This is a genomic window from Klebsiella sp. 2019SCSN059 (assembly GCF_021739525.1).
Lineage (GTDB): Bacteria > Pseudomonadota > Gammaproteobacteria > Enterobacterales > Enterobacteriaceae > Klebsiella > Klebsiella quasipneumoniae.
This window is the reverse complement of the sequence record NZ_JAKKOM010000006.1, coordinates 84,857-98,177: the sequence shown is the minus strand read 5'-3', so window position 1 is coordinate 98,177 and position 13,321 is coordinate 84,857. Positions and strand designations below refer to the sequence as shown.

The following is a 13,321-nucleotide window of genomic DNA, read 5'->3' as shown; positions in this document are numbered from 1 at the left end:
CCGACAGGCTTCACAGAAATGAAATTAGCGCGGGTATCGGAAGGAATAATTATAAAATTCAAATTATTAGCAGATTAAGGTATCGTATTCTGACGGCGATAAACGGCGAATTTTTGATAAATAGCTATCAACAATAGCGGTCACGGCACATACTATAGGCGAATGAAGCCCCTTTATTAACAGATCAAATCACCATGAAAGAAGTCGAAAAGAATGAAATCAAACGTCTGAGCGATCGTCTCGACGCCATCCGCCACCAGCAGGCCGAGCTGTCGCTGGTGGAAGCTGCCGATAAATACGCGGAGCTGGAGAAAGAAAAAGCCACTCTGGAAACGGAGATTGAACGTCTGCGTTCCGTCCAGAGCCAGAAGCTGAGCAAAGAGGCGCAGAAGCTGATGAGCCTGCCGTTCCGCCGCGCGATTACCAAAAAAGAGCAGGCCGATATGGGCAAGCTGAAGAAAAGCGTCCGCGGCCTGGTGGTCGTCCATCCGATGACCGCCCTGGGCCGGGAAATGGGCCTGAAAGAGATGACCGGTTTCGCCCGCAGCGAATTCTGATCCACAGCCCTCTCCGTTCGGAGAGGGTTATTCTGTCCTACCCCCCCTTTTTCGTTCCCTGCCCGGCCGATTGGTCCAACCAATAATTTTATCTACCCCCGGCAGTTCACAAATCCATCAAAATACATCACAAACCCGTTGCCTAAGAGTAACATCTGGTTAACCATTCGTTGTCATCAACCCTGCTATCCCTAATTGGCCGGGCCAATTTTACCTACGACGGGTCGGCAAAGAGCGCAGACTCAGCCCACCCGTCCTGGCGGCCCGATGGAGACCCTGCATGAATCTCTGGCAACAAAACTACGATCCCGCCGGTAATATCTGGTTATCCAGTCTTATCGCATCGCTACCGATTCTGTTTTTCTTTTTTGCGCTGATAAAGCTCAAACTGAAAGGCTATCTCGCCGCTACCTGGACCGTTGCGATCGCCCTGGCCGTCGCATTGCTGTTCTATAAAATGCCGGTAGACCGCGCCCTGGCCTCGGTGGTGTATGGCTTCTTCTACGGACTGTGGCCCATCGCCTGGATTATTATTGCCGCAGTCTTCGTCTATAAAATCTCGGTGAAGACCGGACAGTTCGACATTATCCGCTCGTCGATCCTGTCGATTACGCCTGACCAGCGCCTGCAGATGCTGATCGTCGGCTTCTCGTTCGGCGCCTTTCTCGAAGGGGCGGCGGGATTTGGCGCGCCGGTGGCGATTACCGCGGCGCTGCTGGTCGGCCTCGGGTTTAACCCGCTGTATGCCGCAGGCCTGTGCCTGATCGTCAACACCGCGCCGGTGGCCTTCGGCGCGATGGGCATCCCGATCCTGGTGGCCGGTCAGGTGACCGGTATCGACAGCTTCGCCATCGGCCAGATGGTGGGCCGCCAGCTGCCGTTCCTGACCATTATCGTGCTGTTCTGGATCATGGCGATTATGGACGGCTGGCGGGGCATCAAAGAGACCTGGCCGGCGGTGATGGTCGCAGGCGGCTCGTTCGCTATCGCCCAGTACCTCAGCTCTAACTTCCTTGGCCCGGAGCTGCCGGACATCATCTCATCGCTGGTCTCCCTGGTCTGCCTGACCCTGTTCCTCAAACGCTGGCAGCCGGCGCGCATCTTCCGCTTTGGCGATATCGGCGCCTCGCAGGTGGATATGACGCTGGCCCGCACGCGCTACACCGCGGGACAAGTGATCCGCGCCTGGTCGCCGTTCCTGTTCCTGACCGCCACCGTGACCCTGTGGAGCGTGCCGCCGTTCAAAGCGCTGTTCGCACCGGGCGGCGCGATGTATGACTTCGTCATCAATATTTCGGTGCCGTTCCTCGACAAAATGGTCGCCCGCATGCCGCCGGTGGTCAGCGCCGCGACGCCTTACGCCGCCATCTATAAGTTTGACTGGCTGTCGGCAACCGGCACCGCCATTCTGTTCGCCGCCCTGCTGTCCATCGTCTGGCTGCGCATGAAGCCGAAAGACGCGCTGACCACCTTCGCCGGAACGCTGAAGGACCTGGCGCTGCCGATCTACTCTATCGGCATGGTGCTGGCGTTCGCCTTTATCTCCAACTACTCCGGGCTGTCGTCGACCCTGGCCCTGGCGCTGGCCCATACCGGCCACGCGTTTACCTTCTTCTCGCCGTTCCTGGGCTGGCTGGGGGTATTCCTGACCGGTTCGGACACCTCGTCTAACGCCCTGTTCGCCGCGCTGCAGGCAACGGCGGCGCAGCAGATTGGCGTCTCCGATATCCTGCTGGTCGCAGCCAATACCACCGGCGGCGTCACCGGCAAGATGATTTCCCCGCAGTCGATCGCCATCGCCTGCGCCGCGGTAGGCCTGGTGGGTAAAGAGTCGGATCTGTTCCGCTTTACCGTCAAACACAGCCTGATCTTCACCTGCATGGTGGGTCTGATCACTACGCTGCAGGCCTACGTTTTAACCTGGATGATACCGTGATAGTGATGCCTAAACGCCTGGCCGACGACGTGGCGCGTCGCGTCCGGGCGCTGATTGAAGAACAACAGCTGGAGGCGGGCATGCGACTGCCCGCCGAGCGCCAGCTCGCCGCTCAGCTCGGCGTCTCGCGCAATTCCCTGCGCGAAGCGCTGGCGATGCTGGTCAATGAAGGGGTGCTGCTGAGCCGTCGCGGCGGCGGCACTTTCGTCCGCTTTCAGCATGAGCCGTGGTCGGAGCAAAACATCGTCCAGCCGCTGAAGACGCTGCTGGCCGATGACCCTGACTACAGCTTCGACATCCTCGAGGCCCGCCACGCCATCGAAGCCAGCACCGCGTGGCACGCGGCGATGCGGGCCACCGACGCCGATAAAGAAAAAATACGCCTGTGCTTTGAAGCGACCCAGAGCGAAGACCCGGATATCGCCTCGCAGGCGGACGTCCGCTTTCATCTGGCCATCGCCGAAGCCTCGCATAACGTGGTGCTCCTGCAAACCATGCGCGGCTTTTTCGACCTGCTGCACTCCTCCGTCAAGCAGAGCCGTCAGCGGATGTATCTGGTGCCGCCGGTGTTTGCCCGCCTGACCGAACAGCACCAGGCCGTCATGGAGGCGATTGTCTCCGGCGACGCCGAGGCGGCGCGCCAGGCGATGATGGCCCACTTAGGTTTTGTCCACGCCACCATTAAACGTTTTGATGAAGACCAGGCCCGCCAGGCGCGAATTACCCGCCTGCCCGGCGATGCTATTGATAATTCCAGGGAGAATTCGTGATGATTATTTCCGCCGCCAGCGACTATCGCGCCGCCGCCCAGCGTATCCTGCCGCCGTTCCTGTTCCACTATATCGACGGCGGGGCTTACGCCGAACATACCCTGCGCCGCAACGTCGAGGACCTTTCCGACGTGGCGCTGCGCCAGCGTATTCTGCGCAATATGTCGGACCTGAGCCTCGAGACCACCCTCTTCAACGAGAAGCTGGCGATGCCGACGGCGCTGGCGCCGGTGGGGCTGTGCGGAATGTACGCCCGCCGCGGCGAAGTGCAGGCCGCCGGCGCAGCGGATGACAAAGGCATTCCGTTTACCCTCTCCACCGTTTCCGTCTGTCCGATCGAAGAGGTCGCCCCGACCATCAAGCGGCCGATGTGGTTCCAGCTGTATGTTCTGCGCGACCGCGGCTTTATGCGTAATGCGCTGGAGCGCGCGAAGGCGGCGGGTTGTTCAACGCTGGTCTTTACCGTCGATATGCCGACTCCCGGCGCCCGCTACCGCGACGCCCATTCCGGCATGAGCGGCCCGAACGCCGCCCTGCGCCGCTACTGGCAGGCGGTCACCCATCCGCAGTGGGCATGGGACGTTGGCCTCAACGGCCGTCCGCACGATCTGGGGAATATCTCCGCCTATCTCGGCCAGCCGACCGGCCTGGAGGATTACATCGGCTGGCTGGCGAATAACTTCGATCCGTCGATTTCATGGAAAGACCTCGAGTGGATCCGTGATTTCTGGGACGGACCGATGGTGATCAAAGGGATCCTCGACCCGGAGGACGCCCGCGACGCGGTGCGCTTCGGCGCCGACGGCATTGTGGTCTCCAACCACGGCGGCCGCCAGCTTGACGGCGTGCTCTCCTCCGCCCGCGCCCTGCCGGCGATTGCCGACGCGGTGAAGGGCGACATTACCATTCTCGCCGACAGCGGCATCCGCAACGGTCTCGACGTCGTGCGAATGATCGCCCTGGGCGCCGACAGCGTACTGCTGGGCCGTGCTTACCTGTACGCCCTGGCGACCCACGGCAAGCAGGGGGTGGCGAATCTGCTGAATCTGATCGAGAAAGAGATGAAGGTCGCGATGACCCTGACCGGCGCAAAAACCATCGCGGACATTAGCCGTGATTCGCTGGTGCAGAACGCGGAGGCGCTGCAGACCTTCGATGCGCTGAAGCAGCATAACGCGGCATAAGCTGCGCCGTTTTGCTCTCCCCCGGCCCTCACCCTCAGGGAGAGGGCCGGGGTGAGGGTTGACCAAATATCTGCTATTCTGCCCCCCGCAATTAAGGGGGCAGTATGCTGAACATCGTGTTATTCGAACCAGAGATCCCGCCGAACACCGGGAATATTATCCGCCTGTGCGCCAACACGGGCTTCAGTCTGCATATCATTGAGCCCATGGGCTTCACCTGGGACGATAAGCGCCTGAGACGCGCCGGACTGGACTATCACGAGTTCACCGCCGTGCAGCGCCACGCCGATTACGCGGCGTTTATCGCCAGCGCGCAGCCGCAGCGTCTGTTCGCCCTGACCACCAAAGGTACGCCGGCGCACAGCGCGGTGAGCTATCAGGATGGCGATTTCTTGATGTTTGGTCCGGAAACCCGCGGTCTGCCGGCCAGCATCCTTGATGCCCTGCCGCCGGAGCAGAAAATTCGGATTCCGATGATGCCGGACAGCCGCAGCATGAACCTGTCAAACGCGGTGTCGGTGGTGGTGTACGAGGCCTGGCGGCAGCTGGGGTATCCAGGCGCCGTGCTGCGCAGCTAACTGACCCCTTCCCGGATGGCGGCGCACCGCGCCTTATCCGGGCGACATGCTGGCGGGCAGAGATCGTAGGCCCGGTAAGCGCAGCGCCACCGGGCAAGACGTTAAATCCCGTCGCCGTACTCGAAAGTGTGGTGGATGCCGTTGAAATGCTGATCCATATCCATCGCCGGCTTGTCGCTCTCCGGCTTGCCGACGATACGCGCCGGCACGCCTGCGGCGGTGGTGTGCGGCGGAACCGGCTGCAATACCACCGAACCGGCGCCAATCTTCGCCCCACGCCCGACTTCGATATTGCCGAGGATTTTCGCCCCGGCGCCAATCATCACGCCTTCGCGAATTTTCGGGTGACGGTCGCCGCTGGTTTTACCGGTACCGCCGAGGGTGACCGACTGCAGAATAGAGACGTCATCCTCAATCACCGCCGTTTCGCCAACCACAATACCGGTGGCGTGGTCGAGCATAATCCCGCGGCCGATTTTCGCCGCCGGGTGGATATCCACCTGGAAAGAGACGGACACCTGGTTTTGCAGGAAAATCGCCAGCGCACGCCGGCCCTGAGTCCACAGCCAGTGGCCGATACGATAGGCCTGCAGGGCATGGAAACCCTTCAGATAGAGCAACGGCGTCGAGTATTTATCCACCGCCGGGTCACGCGTGCGCACCGCCTGAATATCGCAGGCCGCCGAGGCGATCATTTCCGGGTCGGCGGCGTAGGCTTCTTCCACCACTTCGCGAATGGCGATAGCCGGCATAATCGGGGAAGCCAGCTTGTTGGCCAGCATATAGCTCAGCGCGCTGCCCAGATTTTCATGCTTGAGTAGCGTTGCGTGGTAAAAACTGGCGAGCATTGGCTCACAGTCCGCCAGAGCCCGGGCTTCGGCTTTAATATTATTCCAGACGATATCCAGTTCTTCACACGGCATTGCATACTCCAGGCGATATGGTAATGACCTGCCAGTTCTGCGCTGGCAGGGTCATTCAGGTGACAAAGGAAAGCTAATTGCTGCTGCGCTCGTCCTTGCGGGCGCGACCCAATAAGGTCAATGCTGCCTCGCGCGCAATTTTTCCGCAATACAATACCTGATAAATTTCCTCGGTTATTGGCATTTCGACACCTAAACGCTGTGCCAGAACGCGAACTTCCTTGGTATTGCGGTAGCCTTCAACCACCTGGCCAATCTTTTCCTGGGCGCTTTGCACGTCCATCCCCTGGCCGAGCATCATGCCGAAGCGACGGTTACGGGACTGGTTGTCGGTGCAGGTGAGCACCAGGTCACCGAGGCCGGCCATGCCCATAAAGGTTTCCGGGTCGGCGCCCAGCGCCGCGCCAAGGCGAGACATTTCCACCAGGCCACGGGTAATCAGCGCCGTCCGCGCATTGGCGCCGAAGCCGATGCCGTCCGACATCCCCGCCCCGATGGCGATGACGTTTTTCACCGCGCCGCCGAGCTGGACGCCGATAAAGTCCGGATTGATGTAGACGCGAAAGCTCTTGCCGCAGTGCAGCAGGTGCTGCAGATCCTCGGCAAACTGCGGATCCGTCGCCGCCAGCGAAATCGCCGTCGGCAGGCCGGCGGCCAGCTCTTTGGCGAAGGTTGGCCCGGAGATCACCGCCAGCGGGATATCATCGCCCAGCGCTTCACGCGCCACGTCCTGCAGCAGACGGCCGGTTTCGGCCTCGAGACCTTTGGTCGCCCATACCAGACGCGCGTCAGGACGCATCAGCGGTTTAATCTGGCGTAACACCTGACCAAACACATGGCTTGGCACCACCACCAGAATATCGCGGCTGGCGGCCAGGGCGGTGGCCAGGTCGCTTTCAAGATGCAGCGTATCCGGGAAAGGCACATCGGGAAGGAACGCGGCGTTGCAGCGATCGTGTTGCAGCGTCGCGATATGTTTCGGGTCATGGCCCCAGAGCACAACGTGGTGGCCATTTCTTGCCAGGGTGATGGCAAGAGCGGTGCCGTAAGAGCCGGCACCGATCACAGTCATTGCAGCATTAAGTGCGTTCATCAGGCATCCTGATGTTGTTCTGCACCTTCGCCAGCCTGCTGCTGCAGATAGTTCATAAACAGCGCATCGAAGTTCACTGGCGCAAGGTTAAGTTGCGGGAAGGTACCGCGGGAAACCAGGCTGGTGATGCACTCGCGCGCGTACGGGAACAGAATGTTCGGGCAGTATGCGCCAAGGCAGTGCGCCATCTGGGTGCCTTCAATGCCGTCGATGGAGAAAATACCGCCCTGCTGTACTTCGCAGAGGAACGCGGTCTCTTCGCCCAGCGCGGCGGTCACGGTTACACGCAGCACCACTTCATAAACGCCTTCAGCCAGCTGGGTGGAGGCGGTATCCAGATCAAGTTTAACTTCCGGCTGCCAGTCTTTCTGGAAAACTTGCGGCGCGTTCGGCGCTTCAAAAGAGATATCTTTGGTATAGATACGCTGGATCTGGAAGGTCATTTCGGTGCTGTTTTGTTCTGACATAGTAAAACCCTTTCGTGTTGTCCTTAAATACGCGCTTCCGGCAGGGAAAGCGCGCAAAAATTAGCGCAAGAGGGGATCAAGTCCACCACGTGAATCAAGCGCATACAAGTCGTCACAGCCGCCAATGTGCTGCGCATCAATAAAAATCTGCGGAACCGTCGTCCGTCCGCTGCGCTGGATCATCTCCTCACGCTTCGCGGCATCGCCATCGATCGGCAACTCATGGAACGTTACGCCTTTGCTGTTCAGCAGCGCTTTCGCGCGGATGCAGAACGGGCAGGTCGCTTTGGTGTAGATCTCAATATTGGCCATGACTTCACTCCTGTTATTACCCTGAGGGTTTTACGCCGCAGCCTGTGTTCCCCTCACGTCAGGCGCGAAGGGGAAAACGCGGCGGCATCACCACGCGAGGTAAGTTATTTGCCGCGTACCAGAGGGAGGTTTTCGCCGCTCCAGCCAGCAATGCCCTCTTTCAGTACAAAGACTTTTTCAAACCCGGCTTTGTTCAGCGCGCTGGCTGGCTCTTGCGCCTGCATGCCGGAACCGTCTACCACAATAATGGGTTGCGATTTGTGTTTTTCCAACTCGCCGACGTTATTCGCTTTGATATCGCTGGGCAGCAGGTTGATGGCGCCGGCAATATGGCCTTTACGGAAATCGTCACGCTGACGCAGGTCGACCACCACCGCGTCTTCTTTATTGATAAGACGCGTCGCTTCACCACGGGTGATGACTTTAACTTTCGACATCAGGCCCTTGAAGGTGGTGAACAGCACCGCCCCCAGCAGCGCGATCCACGCGATGCTCAGAACAGGGTGACGGCCGATGAATTGCATAATTTCTTGCATGGGGGGTTACAACTCCCGACTAAGTGAGAAAAAAACCAGGAAAGGAGTATACCTGTGCCTTGCGGCAATTACAGCCAGTGAGCGCGATGTAATGTATTTTCTGCGGGCGGCGGCGAAAAAAAGCCGTTCTCGCTGACGCGCCGCGGCCCGGCCGCTCCCTTTCTTTGATCTTTCACGGGGATTTAAACGATTCAGCTGTAGTAAAATTACGCAAAATTTCTGTCTTTGAGCATGAGGTTGTCGCAATGTCGGTTACTAAAAAACCTATGGTACTGGTGATTCTGGATGGCTACGGCTATCGCGAAGACCAACAGGATAACGCCATTTACAGCGCTAAAACGCCGGTAATGGACGCCCTGTGGGCCAAACGTCCGCATACCCTGATCGATGCATCCGGCCTGGAAGTTGGCCTGCCGGACCGTCAGATGGGGAACTCCGAAGTGGGCCACGTCAACCTGGGCGCCGGTCGTATCGTCTATCAGGACCTGACCCGTCTCGATGTGGAAATTAAAGAACGCACCTTCTTCGCCAACCCGGTACTGACCGCCGCGGTCGATAAAGCGGTTGCCGCGGGTAAAGCGGTACATATCATGGGTCTGATGTCGCCGGGCGGCGTTCACAGCCATGAGGATCACATCATGGCGATGGTGGAGCTGGCGGCAGAGCGCGGCGCTGAGAAGATCTACCTGCACGCTTTCCTCGACGGTCGTGACACCCCGCCGCGCAGCGCGGAAAAAACGCTGGCAAAATTCGAAGCCAAATTTGCCGCGCTGGGCAAGGGCCGCATCGCGTCGCTCATTGGCCGCTACTACGCCATGGACCGCGACAACCGCTGGGATCGCGTTGAGCAGGCTTACGATCTGATGACGCTGGCGAAAGGCGAATTCCAGGCCGATACCGCCGTCGCCGGCCTGCAGGCTGCCTACGCCCGTGACGAAAACGACGAGTTCGTGAAAGCGACCGTGATCCGCGCCGCCGGCCAGGCCGATGCCGCGATGGAAGATGGCGATGCGCTGATCTTCATGAACTTCCGTGCTGACCGCGCACGCGAAATCACCCGCGCCTTCGTCAACGCCGACTTCGACGGCTTTGCGCGTAAGAAAGTGGTTAACCTCGACTTCGTGATGCTCACCGAATATGCCGCCGACATCAAAGTGGCCTGCGCCTACCCGCCCGCCTCGCTGGCCAATACCTTCGGCGAGTGGATGGCGAAGCACGATAAAACCCAGCTGCGCATCTCCGAAACTGAGAAATACGCCCACGTCACCTTCTTCTTCAACGGCGGCGTAGAAGAGCCGTTCAAAGGCGAAGAGCGGATTCTGATTAACTCGCCGAAAGTGGCGACCTACGATCTGCAGCCGGAAATGAGCTCCGCCGAGCTGACCGAAAAACTGGTCGCGGCCATCAAAGGCGGCCAGTACGACACCATCATCTGTAACTACCCGAACGGCGATATGGTTGGCCATACCGGCGTGATGGAAGCGGCAGTGAAAGCCGTTGAAGCGCTGGATCACTGTATCGATCAGGTGGCGCAGGCGGTGGAATCCGTTGGCGGCCAGCTGCTGATCACCGCCGACCACGGTAACGCCGAACAGATGCGCGATCCGGCCACCGGTCAGGCGCACACCGCCCACACCAACCTGCCGGTTCCGCTGATTTACGTCGGTAACAAAGCGGTTAAAGCGGTCAATGGCGGCAAACTTTCCGACATCGCCCCGACCATGCTGTCGCTGATGGGAATGGAAATCCCGCAAGAGATGACTGGCAAGCCGCTGTTCATCGTGGAATAATCCTTCCCCATGAGGGGAAAGGCGACGTATTCAACTACATGGATCGCAACGGCAGTTCGATCCGTCCTTTACGCCAGCGCGCTCAGCGCTGGCGTATTACTGTGCGCGTCATCTGCGCACGCCGACGATCGCGATCAGCTAAAGTCCATCCAGGCCGACATCGCCGCCAGACAGCGGGCGATTAAGCAACAGCAGCAGCAGCGCGCAAGCCTGCTCGCCCAACTCAAAGCGCAGGAAGAGGCGATCGCCGCCGCGGCCCGCAAACTGCGCGAAACCCAGGACAGCCTGAACCAGCTCAATAAGCAGATTGACGAGATGAACGCTTCTCTCGCGAAGCTGGAGCGCCAGCGCGCGTCTCAGGAGCGTAACCTCGCCGCGCAGCTTGACGCGGCGTTCCGCCAGGGGCCGCATACCGGCATCCAGATGGTGCTGAGCGGTGAAGAGGGTCAGCGCAATCAGCGGATGCAGGTCTATTTCAGCTATTTCAACCAGGCCCGCCAGGAAACCATCGCCGAACTGAAGAAAACGCGCGAAGAGATGGCGGTGCAAAAATCGATGCTCGAAGAGAAGCAGAGCCAGCAGCAGACGCTGGTCTACGAGCAAAAAGCCCAGCAGGCGAAGCTGGAGCAGGCGCGTAACGAACGGAAAAAGACCCTTTCCGGCCTGGAGTCCTCCATTCAGCGGGGTCAGCAACAGTTAAGTGAATTGCGGGCTAACGAATCGCGCCTACGCGGTCGTATCGCCCAGGCGGAGGCTGCCGCCAAAGCCCGTGCCGATCGGGAAGCTCGCGATGCGCAGGCGGTGCGCGACCGCCAGCAGGAAGCATCGCGCAAAGGCACTACCTATAAACCAACGGAAAGCGAGCGTTCGCTGATGTCACGCACCGGTGGGCTGGGCTCGCCGCGCGGTCAGGCGTTCTGGCCGGTTCGCGGTCCGCTCCTTCATCGATATGGCGAACAGCTGCAAGGTGAACTACGTTGGAAAGGGATGGTTATCGCCGCGTCTGAAGGCACCGAAGTCAGAGCGATTGCCGATGGTCGGGTCATTCTGGCCGACTGGCTGCAGGGCTATGGTCTGGTGGTGGTGGTCGAGCATGGCAAAGGCGACATGAGCCTGTATGGCTATAACCAAAGCGCGCTGGTCAGCGTCGGTACGCAGGTGCGTGCCGGTCAGCCTATCGCGCTCGTAGGCAGCAGCGGCGGTCAGGGCCGTCCGTCGCTCTATTTCGAAATTCGCCGCCAGGGTCAGGCGGTCAATCCACAGCCGTGGTTGGGAAGATAAGTTTTGCTTCAATTTCGCGCAATTGCTCTTGCCGTAGCCGGTTCGCTGGCTCTGGCGGCGCCAGCGTTCGCTGGCAAACTCTCCATCGTTATTGACGATTTTGGCTACCGCCCGCAGACCGAAAATCAGGTGCTGGCGCTGCCGTCCACTATCTCCGTCGCCGTGCTGCCGAACGCGCCGCACGCCCGGGAAATGGCCACGAAAGCGCATAATCTGGGCCATGAAGTGCTCATCCACCTGCCGATGGCGCCGCTCAGCAAACAGCCGCTGGAAAAAGACACCCTGCGTCCCGAAATGAGCAGCGAGGAGATCGAGCGCATCATCCGCGAGGCCTATGGCAAAGTCCCCTACGCCGTCGGGCTGAATAACCATATGGGCAGCGCGATGACCTCCAACCTGTTTGGCATGCAGAAGGTGATGCAGGCCCTGGAGCGCTACAATCTCTATTTTCTCGACAGCGTGACCATCGGCAATACCCAGGCCATGCGCGCCGCGCAGGGCACCGGGGTGAAGGTGATTAAGCGTAAGGTGTTTCTGGACGATACGCAGAATGAAGCCGATATCCGCACCCAGTTCAACCGCGCCATCGCCCTGGCGCGGCGTAACGGTTCGGCGATAGCCATTGGCCATCCGCATCCGACGACGGTGCGGGTGCTGCAGCAGATGGTCTATAACCTGCCGCCGGATATCACGCTGGTGCGCCCGAGCAGCCTGCTCAACGAGCCACAGGTCGACAACTCGACGCCAAACTACGCTCAGCCGCCCGCGCAACAAACGCCGCAGCAGCAGCAGAAGCCGCGTAATCCGTTCCACGGCGTGAAGTATTGCAAGCCGAAGCGCCCGCTGGAGCCCGTGAACGCCAGCCGCTTCTTCACTATCCTCAGCGACAGCATCAGCCAGAGCGCGCTGGTCCAGTACTATCGCCTCAAATGGCAGGGCTGGGACAATCCCGGCAGCTAGACCACTCAGGGGTCCGTTCGCTTTTGCGCGACGGGCGCCTGGTTATCTTCGTGGGCGTACCACGCCTTAAAATATTTGAGAAAGCTGTAAAACGTGGCGTACAGGCCGGTGACCACGCCGACTTTGCCATAGCGCCACGCCCCGCTGAACAGATACCACTTAAAGAAAGCGCCAATGGCGCTGACGATCCCCCGCGTCAGCGAAGGTGTGATCTGCTGGTGCTTCACCAGCCGGGTGGTATAGCTGTTCAGCTTATTAAACACTTCATGCAGCGAATAAAAGGTGTCATGGCGTACAAAGCCCGGCAGCCTGACGGAGCGCGCGTGTCCGACCACCTGGTCATCCACCGGCCGGTCGTTAAACCGCGCCTGCTGGCGGTTAAAGAGGCGCACCGGGTAATCCGGCGAGGAAATGGGGTAGATCGTCCGCACCTGCGTGCCGAGCACAAACCAGTAGCGCGGCAAACGCCAGGCGCAGGCTGGGTCAGGCTCCTCCCCCGCTTTTAACGCCTGAATGGCCGCCACGACGTCGTTATCAATAATTTCATCGCTGTCCATGCACAGCACCCAGTCATGGCTGGCCAGCCCGATGGCATAGTTCATCTGCGCGCCGTGGGCTTTATAGGCATGGTGATGGACGGTGAGACCAAACTGCTGACAAATAGAGACCGTTTCGTCGGTGCTACCGGAGTCGACGACAATACACTCATCAGCCACCTTCAGCAGCGGGGGCAGCACCTCCATGAGCAGACGTGCAGAGTTACAGGTCAGTAAGCATACGGAGAGTTTAAGCATGATCGTTTCAAAGTTAAACCGCGACTAAACACACTGTATAAGCGAATAACCGTAAAATCGATGTAGAAATTGTGCGCTTGATATTAAGCAGGCTAAAAATGTTATCCAAATCTAAATTAAGGCGCCCGCAGGCGCCTTTT

14 protein-coding genes are annotated in these 13,321 nt (G+C 59.5%); 8 read left to right on the top strand and 6 right to left on the bottom strand.

Annotation, left to right across the window (positions count from 1 at the left end):
* Window positions 1-194 precede the first annotated feature (194 nt).
* The 5 genes from L2I46_RS09590 to trmL all read left to right on the top strand — a co-directional run bounded on the left by L2I46_RS09590 (window position 195) and on the right by trmL (window position 5,025).
* A complete protein-coding gene (locus L2I46_RS09590; RefSeq protein ID WP_002922410.1) occupies window positions 195-557 on the top strand; it encodes a YibL family ribosome-associated protein in 363 nt (120 codons plus the stop codon).
* Between the two features lie 280 nt (window positions 558-837).
* Window positions 838-2,493: an L-lactate permease gene (gene lldP, locus L2I46_RS09585; protein WP_023291347.1), complete on the top strand. Its 1,656-nt coding sequence runs from the start codon at window positions 838-840 to the stop codon at window positions 2,491-2,493.
* Window positions 2,490-3,263: a transcriptional regulator LldR gene (lldR, locus tag L2I46_RS09580; protein WP_072421061.1), complete on the top strand. Its 774-nt coding sequence runs from the start codon at window positions 2,490-2,492 to the stop codon at window positions 3,261-3,263. The genes lldP and lldR overlap by 4 nt, the downstream gene beginning before the upstream one ends.
* Window positions 3,263-4,447: an FMN-dependent L-lactate dehydrogenase LldD gene (gene lldD, locus L2I46_RS09575; RefSeq protein ID WP_004205042.1), complete on the top strand. Its 1,185-nt coding sequence runs from the start codon at window positions 3,263-3,265 to the stop codon at window positions 4,445-4,447. Before lldR ends, lldD begins: the two co-directional genes overlap by 1 nt.
* Window positions 4,448-4,551: 104 nt before the next feature.
* Window positions 4,552-5,025 (top strand): tRNA (uridine(34)/cytosine(34)/5-carboxymethylaminomethyluridine(34)-2'-O)-methyltransferase TrmL, encoded by a 474-nt coding sequence (gene trmL / locus L2I46_RS09570; protein ID WP_023291348.1) that lies wholly within the window; start codon window positions 4,552-4,554, stop codon window positions 5,023-5,025.
* A gap of 101 nt (window positions 5,026-5,126) precedes the next feature.
* Here trmL and cysE read toward each other — a convergent pair whose 3' ends face one another.
* The 5 genes from cysE to L2I46_RS09545 form a co-directional block, all read right to left on the bottom strand.
* A complete protein-coding gene (gene cysE / locus L2I46_RS09565) occupies window positions 5,127-5,948 on the bottom strand; it encodes a serine O-acetyltransferase (RefSeq protein ID WP_002922426.1) in 822 nt (273 codons plus the stop codon).
* Between the two features lie 73 nt (window positions 5,949-6,021).
* Complete coding sequence (gene gpsA, locus L2I46_RS09560) at window positions 6,022-7,041, bottom strand: NAD(P)H-dependent glycerol-3-phosphate dehydrogenase (protein ID WP_004205045.1); 1,020 nt, start codon at window positions 7,039-7,041, stop codon at window positions 6,022-6,024.
* Window positions 7,041-7,508 (bottom strand): protein-export chaperone SecB, encoded by a 468-nt coding sequence (gene secB, locus L2I46_RS09555; RefSeq protein ID WP_002922428.1) that lies wholly within the window; start codon window positions 7,506-7,508, stop codon window positions 7,041-7,043. The genes gpsA and secB overlap by 1 nt, the downstream gene beginning before the upstream one ends.
* 60 nt (window positions 7,509-7,568) lie before the next feature.
* The gene (gene grxC, locus L2I46_RS09550) at window positions 7,569-7,820 is read right to left on the bottom strand and encodes a glutaredoxin 3 (RefSeq protein WP_002922429.1); all 252 of its coding nucleotides are present in this window, start codon (window positions 7,818-7,820) and stop codon (window positions 7,569-7,571) included.
* Window positions 7,821-7,924: 104 nt separating this feature from the next.
* Complete coding sequence (locus tag L2I46_RS09545) at window positions 7,925-8,356, bottom strand: rhodanese-like domain-containing protein (RefSeq protein ID WP_023291350.1); 432 nt, start codon at window positions 8,354-8,356, stop codon at window positions 7,925-7,927.
* A 245-nt stretch (window positions 8,357-8,601) separates the two neighbouring features.
* On the opposite strand from L2I46_RS09545, the gene gpmM reads away from it, so the two are divergent.
* Genes gpmM through L2I46_RS09530 form a run of 3 tightly spaced genes read left to right on the top strand, consistent with a single transcriptional unit; the run spans window position 8,602 to window position 12,387 of the window.
* Window positions 8,602-10,146, top strand: a complete 1,545-nt coding sequence (gene gpmM / locus L2I46_RS09540) for a 2,3-bisphosphoglycerate-independent phosphoglycerate mutase (RefSeq protein WP_023291351.1) — start codon at window positions 8,602-8,604, stop codon at window positions 10,144-10,146.
* Between the two features lie 9 nt (window positions 10,147-10,155).
* A complete protein-coding gene (envC, locus tag L2I46_RS09535) occupies window positions 10,156-11,427 on the top strand; it encodes a murein hydrolase activator EnvC (RefSeq protein WP_023291352.1) in 1,272 nt (423 codons plus the stop codon).
* A 3-nt stretch (window positions 11,428-11,430) separates the two neighbouring features.
* The gene (locus tag L2I46_RS09530; protein WP_048335556.1) at window positions 11,431-12,387 is read left to right on the top strand and encodes a divergent polysaccharide deacetylase family protein; all 957 of its coding nucleotides are present in this window, start codon (window positions 11,431-11,433) and stop codon (window positions 12,385-12,387) included.
* A gap of 5 nt (window positions 12,388-12,392) precedes the next feature.
* Here L2I46_RS09530 and L2I46_RS09525 read toward each other — a convergent pair whose 3' ends face one another.
* Entirely contained in the window at window positions 12,393-13,181 is a 789-nt protein-coding gene (locus L2I46_RS09525) for a glycosyltransferase family 2 protein (protein ID WP_272909761.1), read from the bottom strand.
* Window positions 13,182-13,321: the final 140 nt, after the last annotated feature.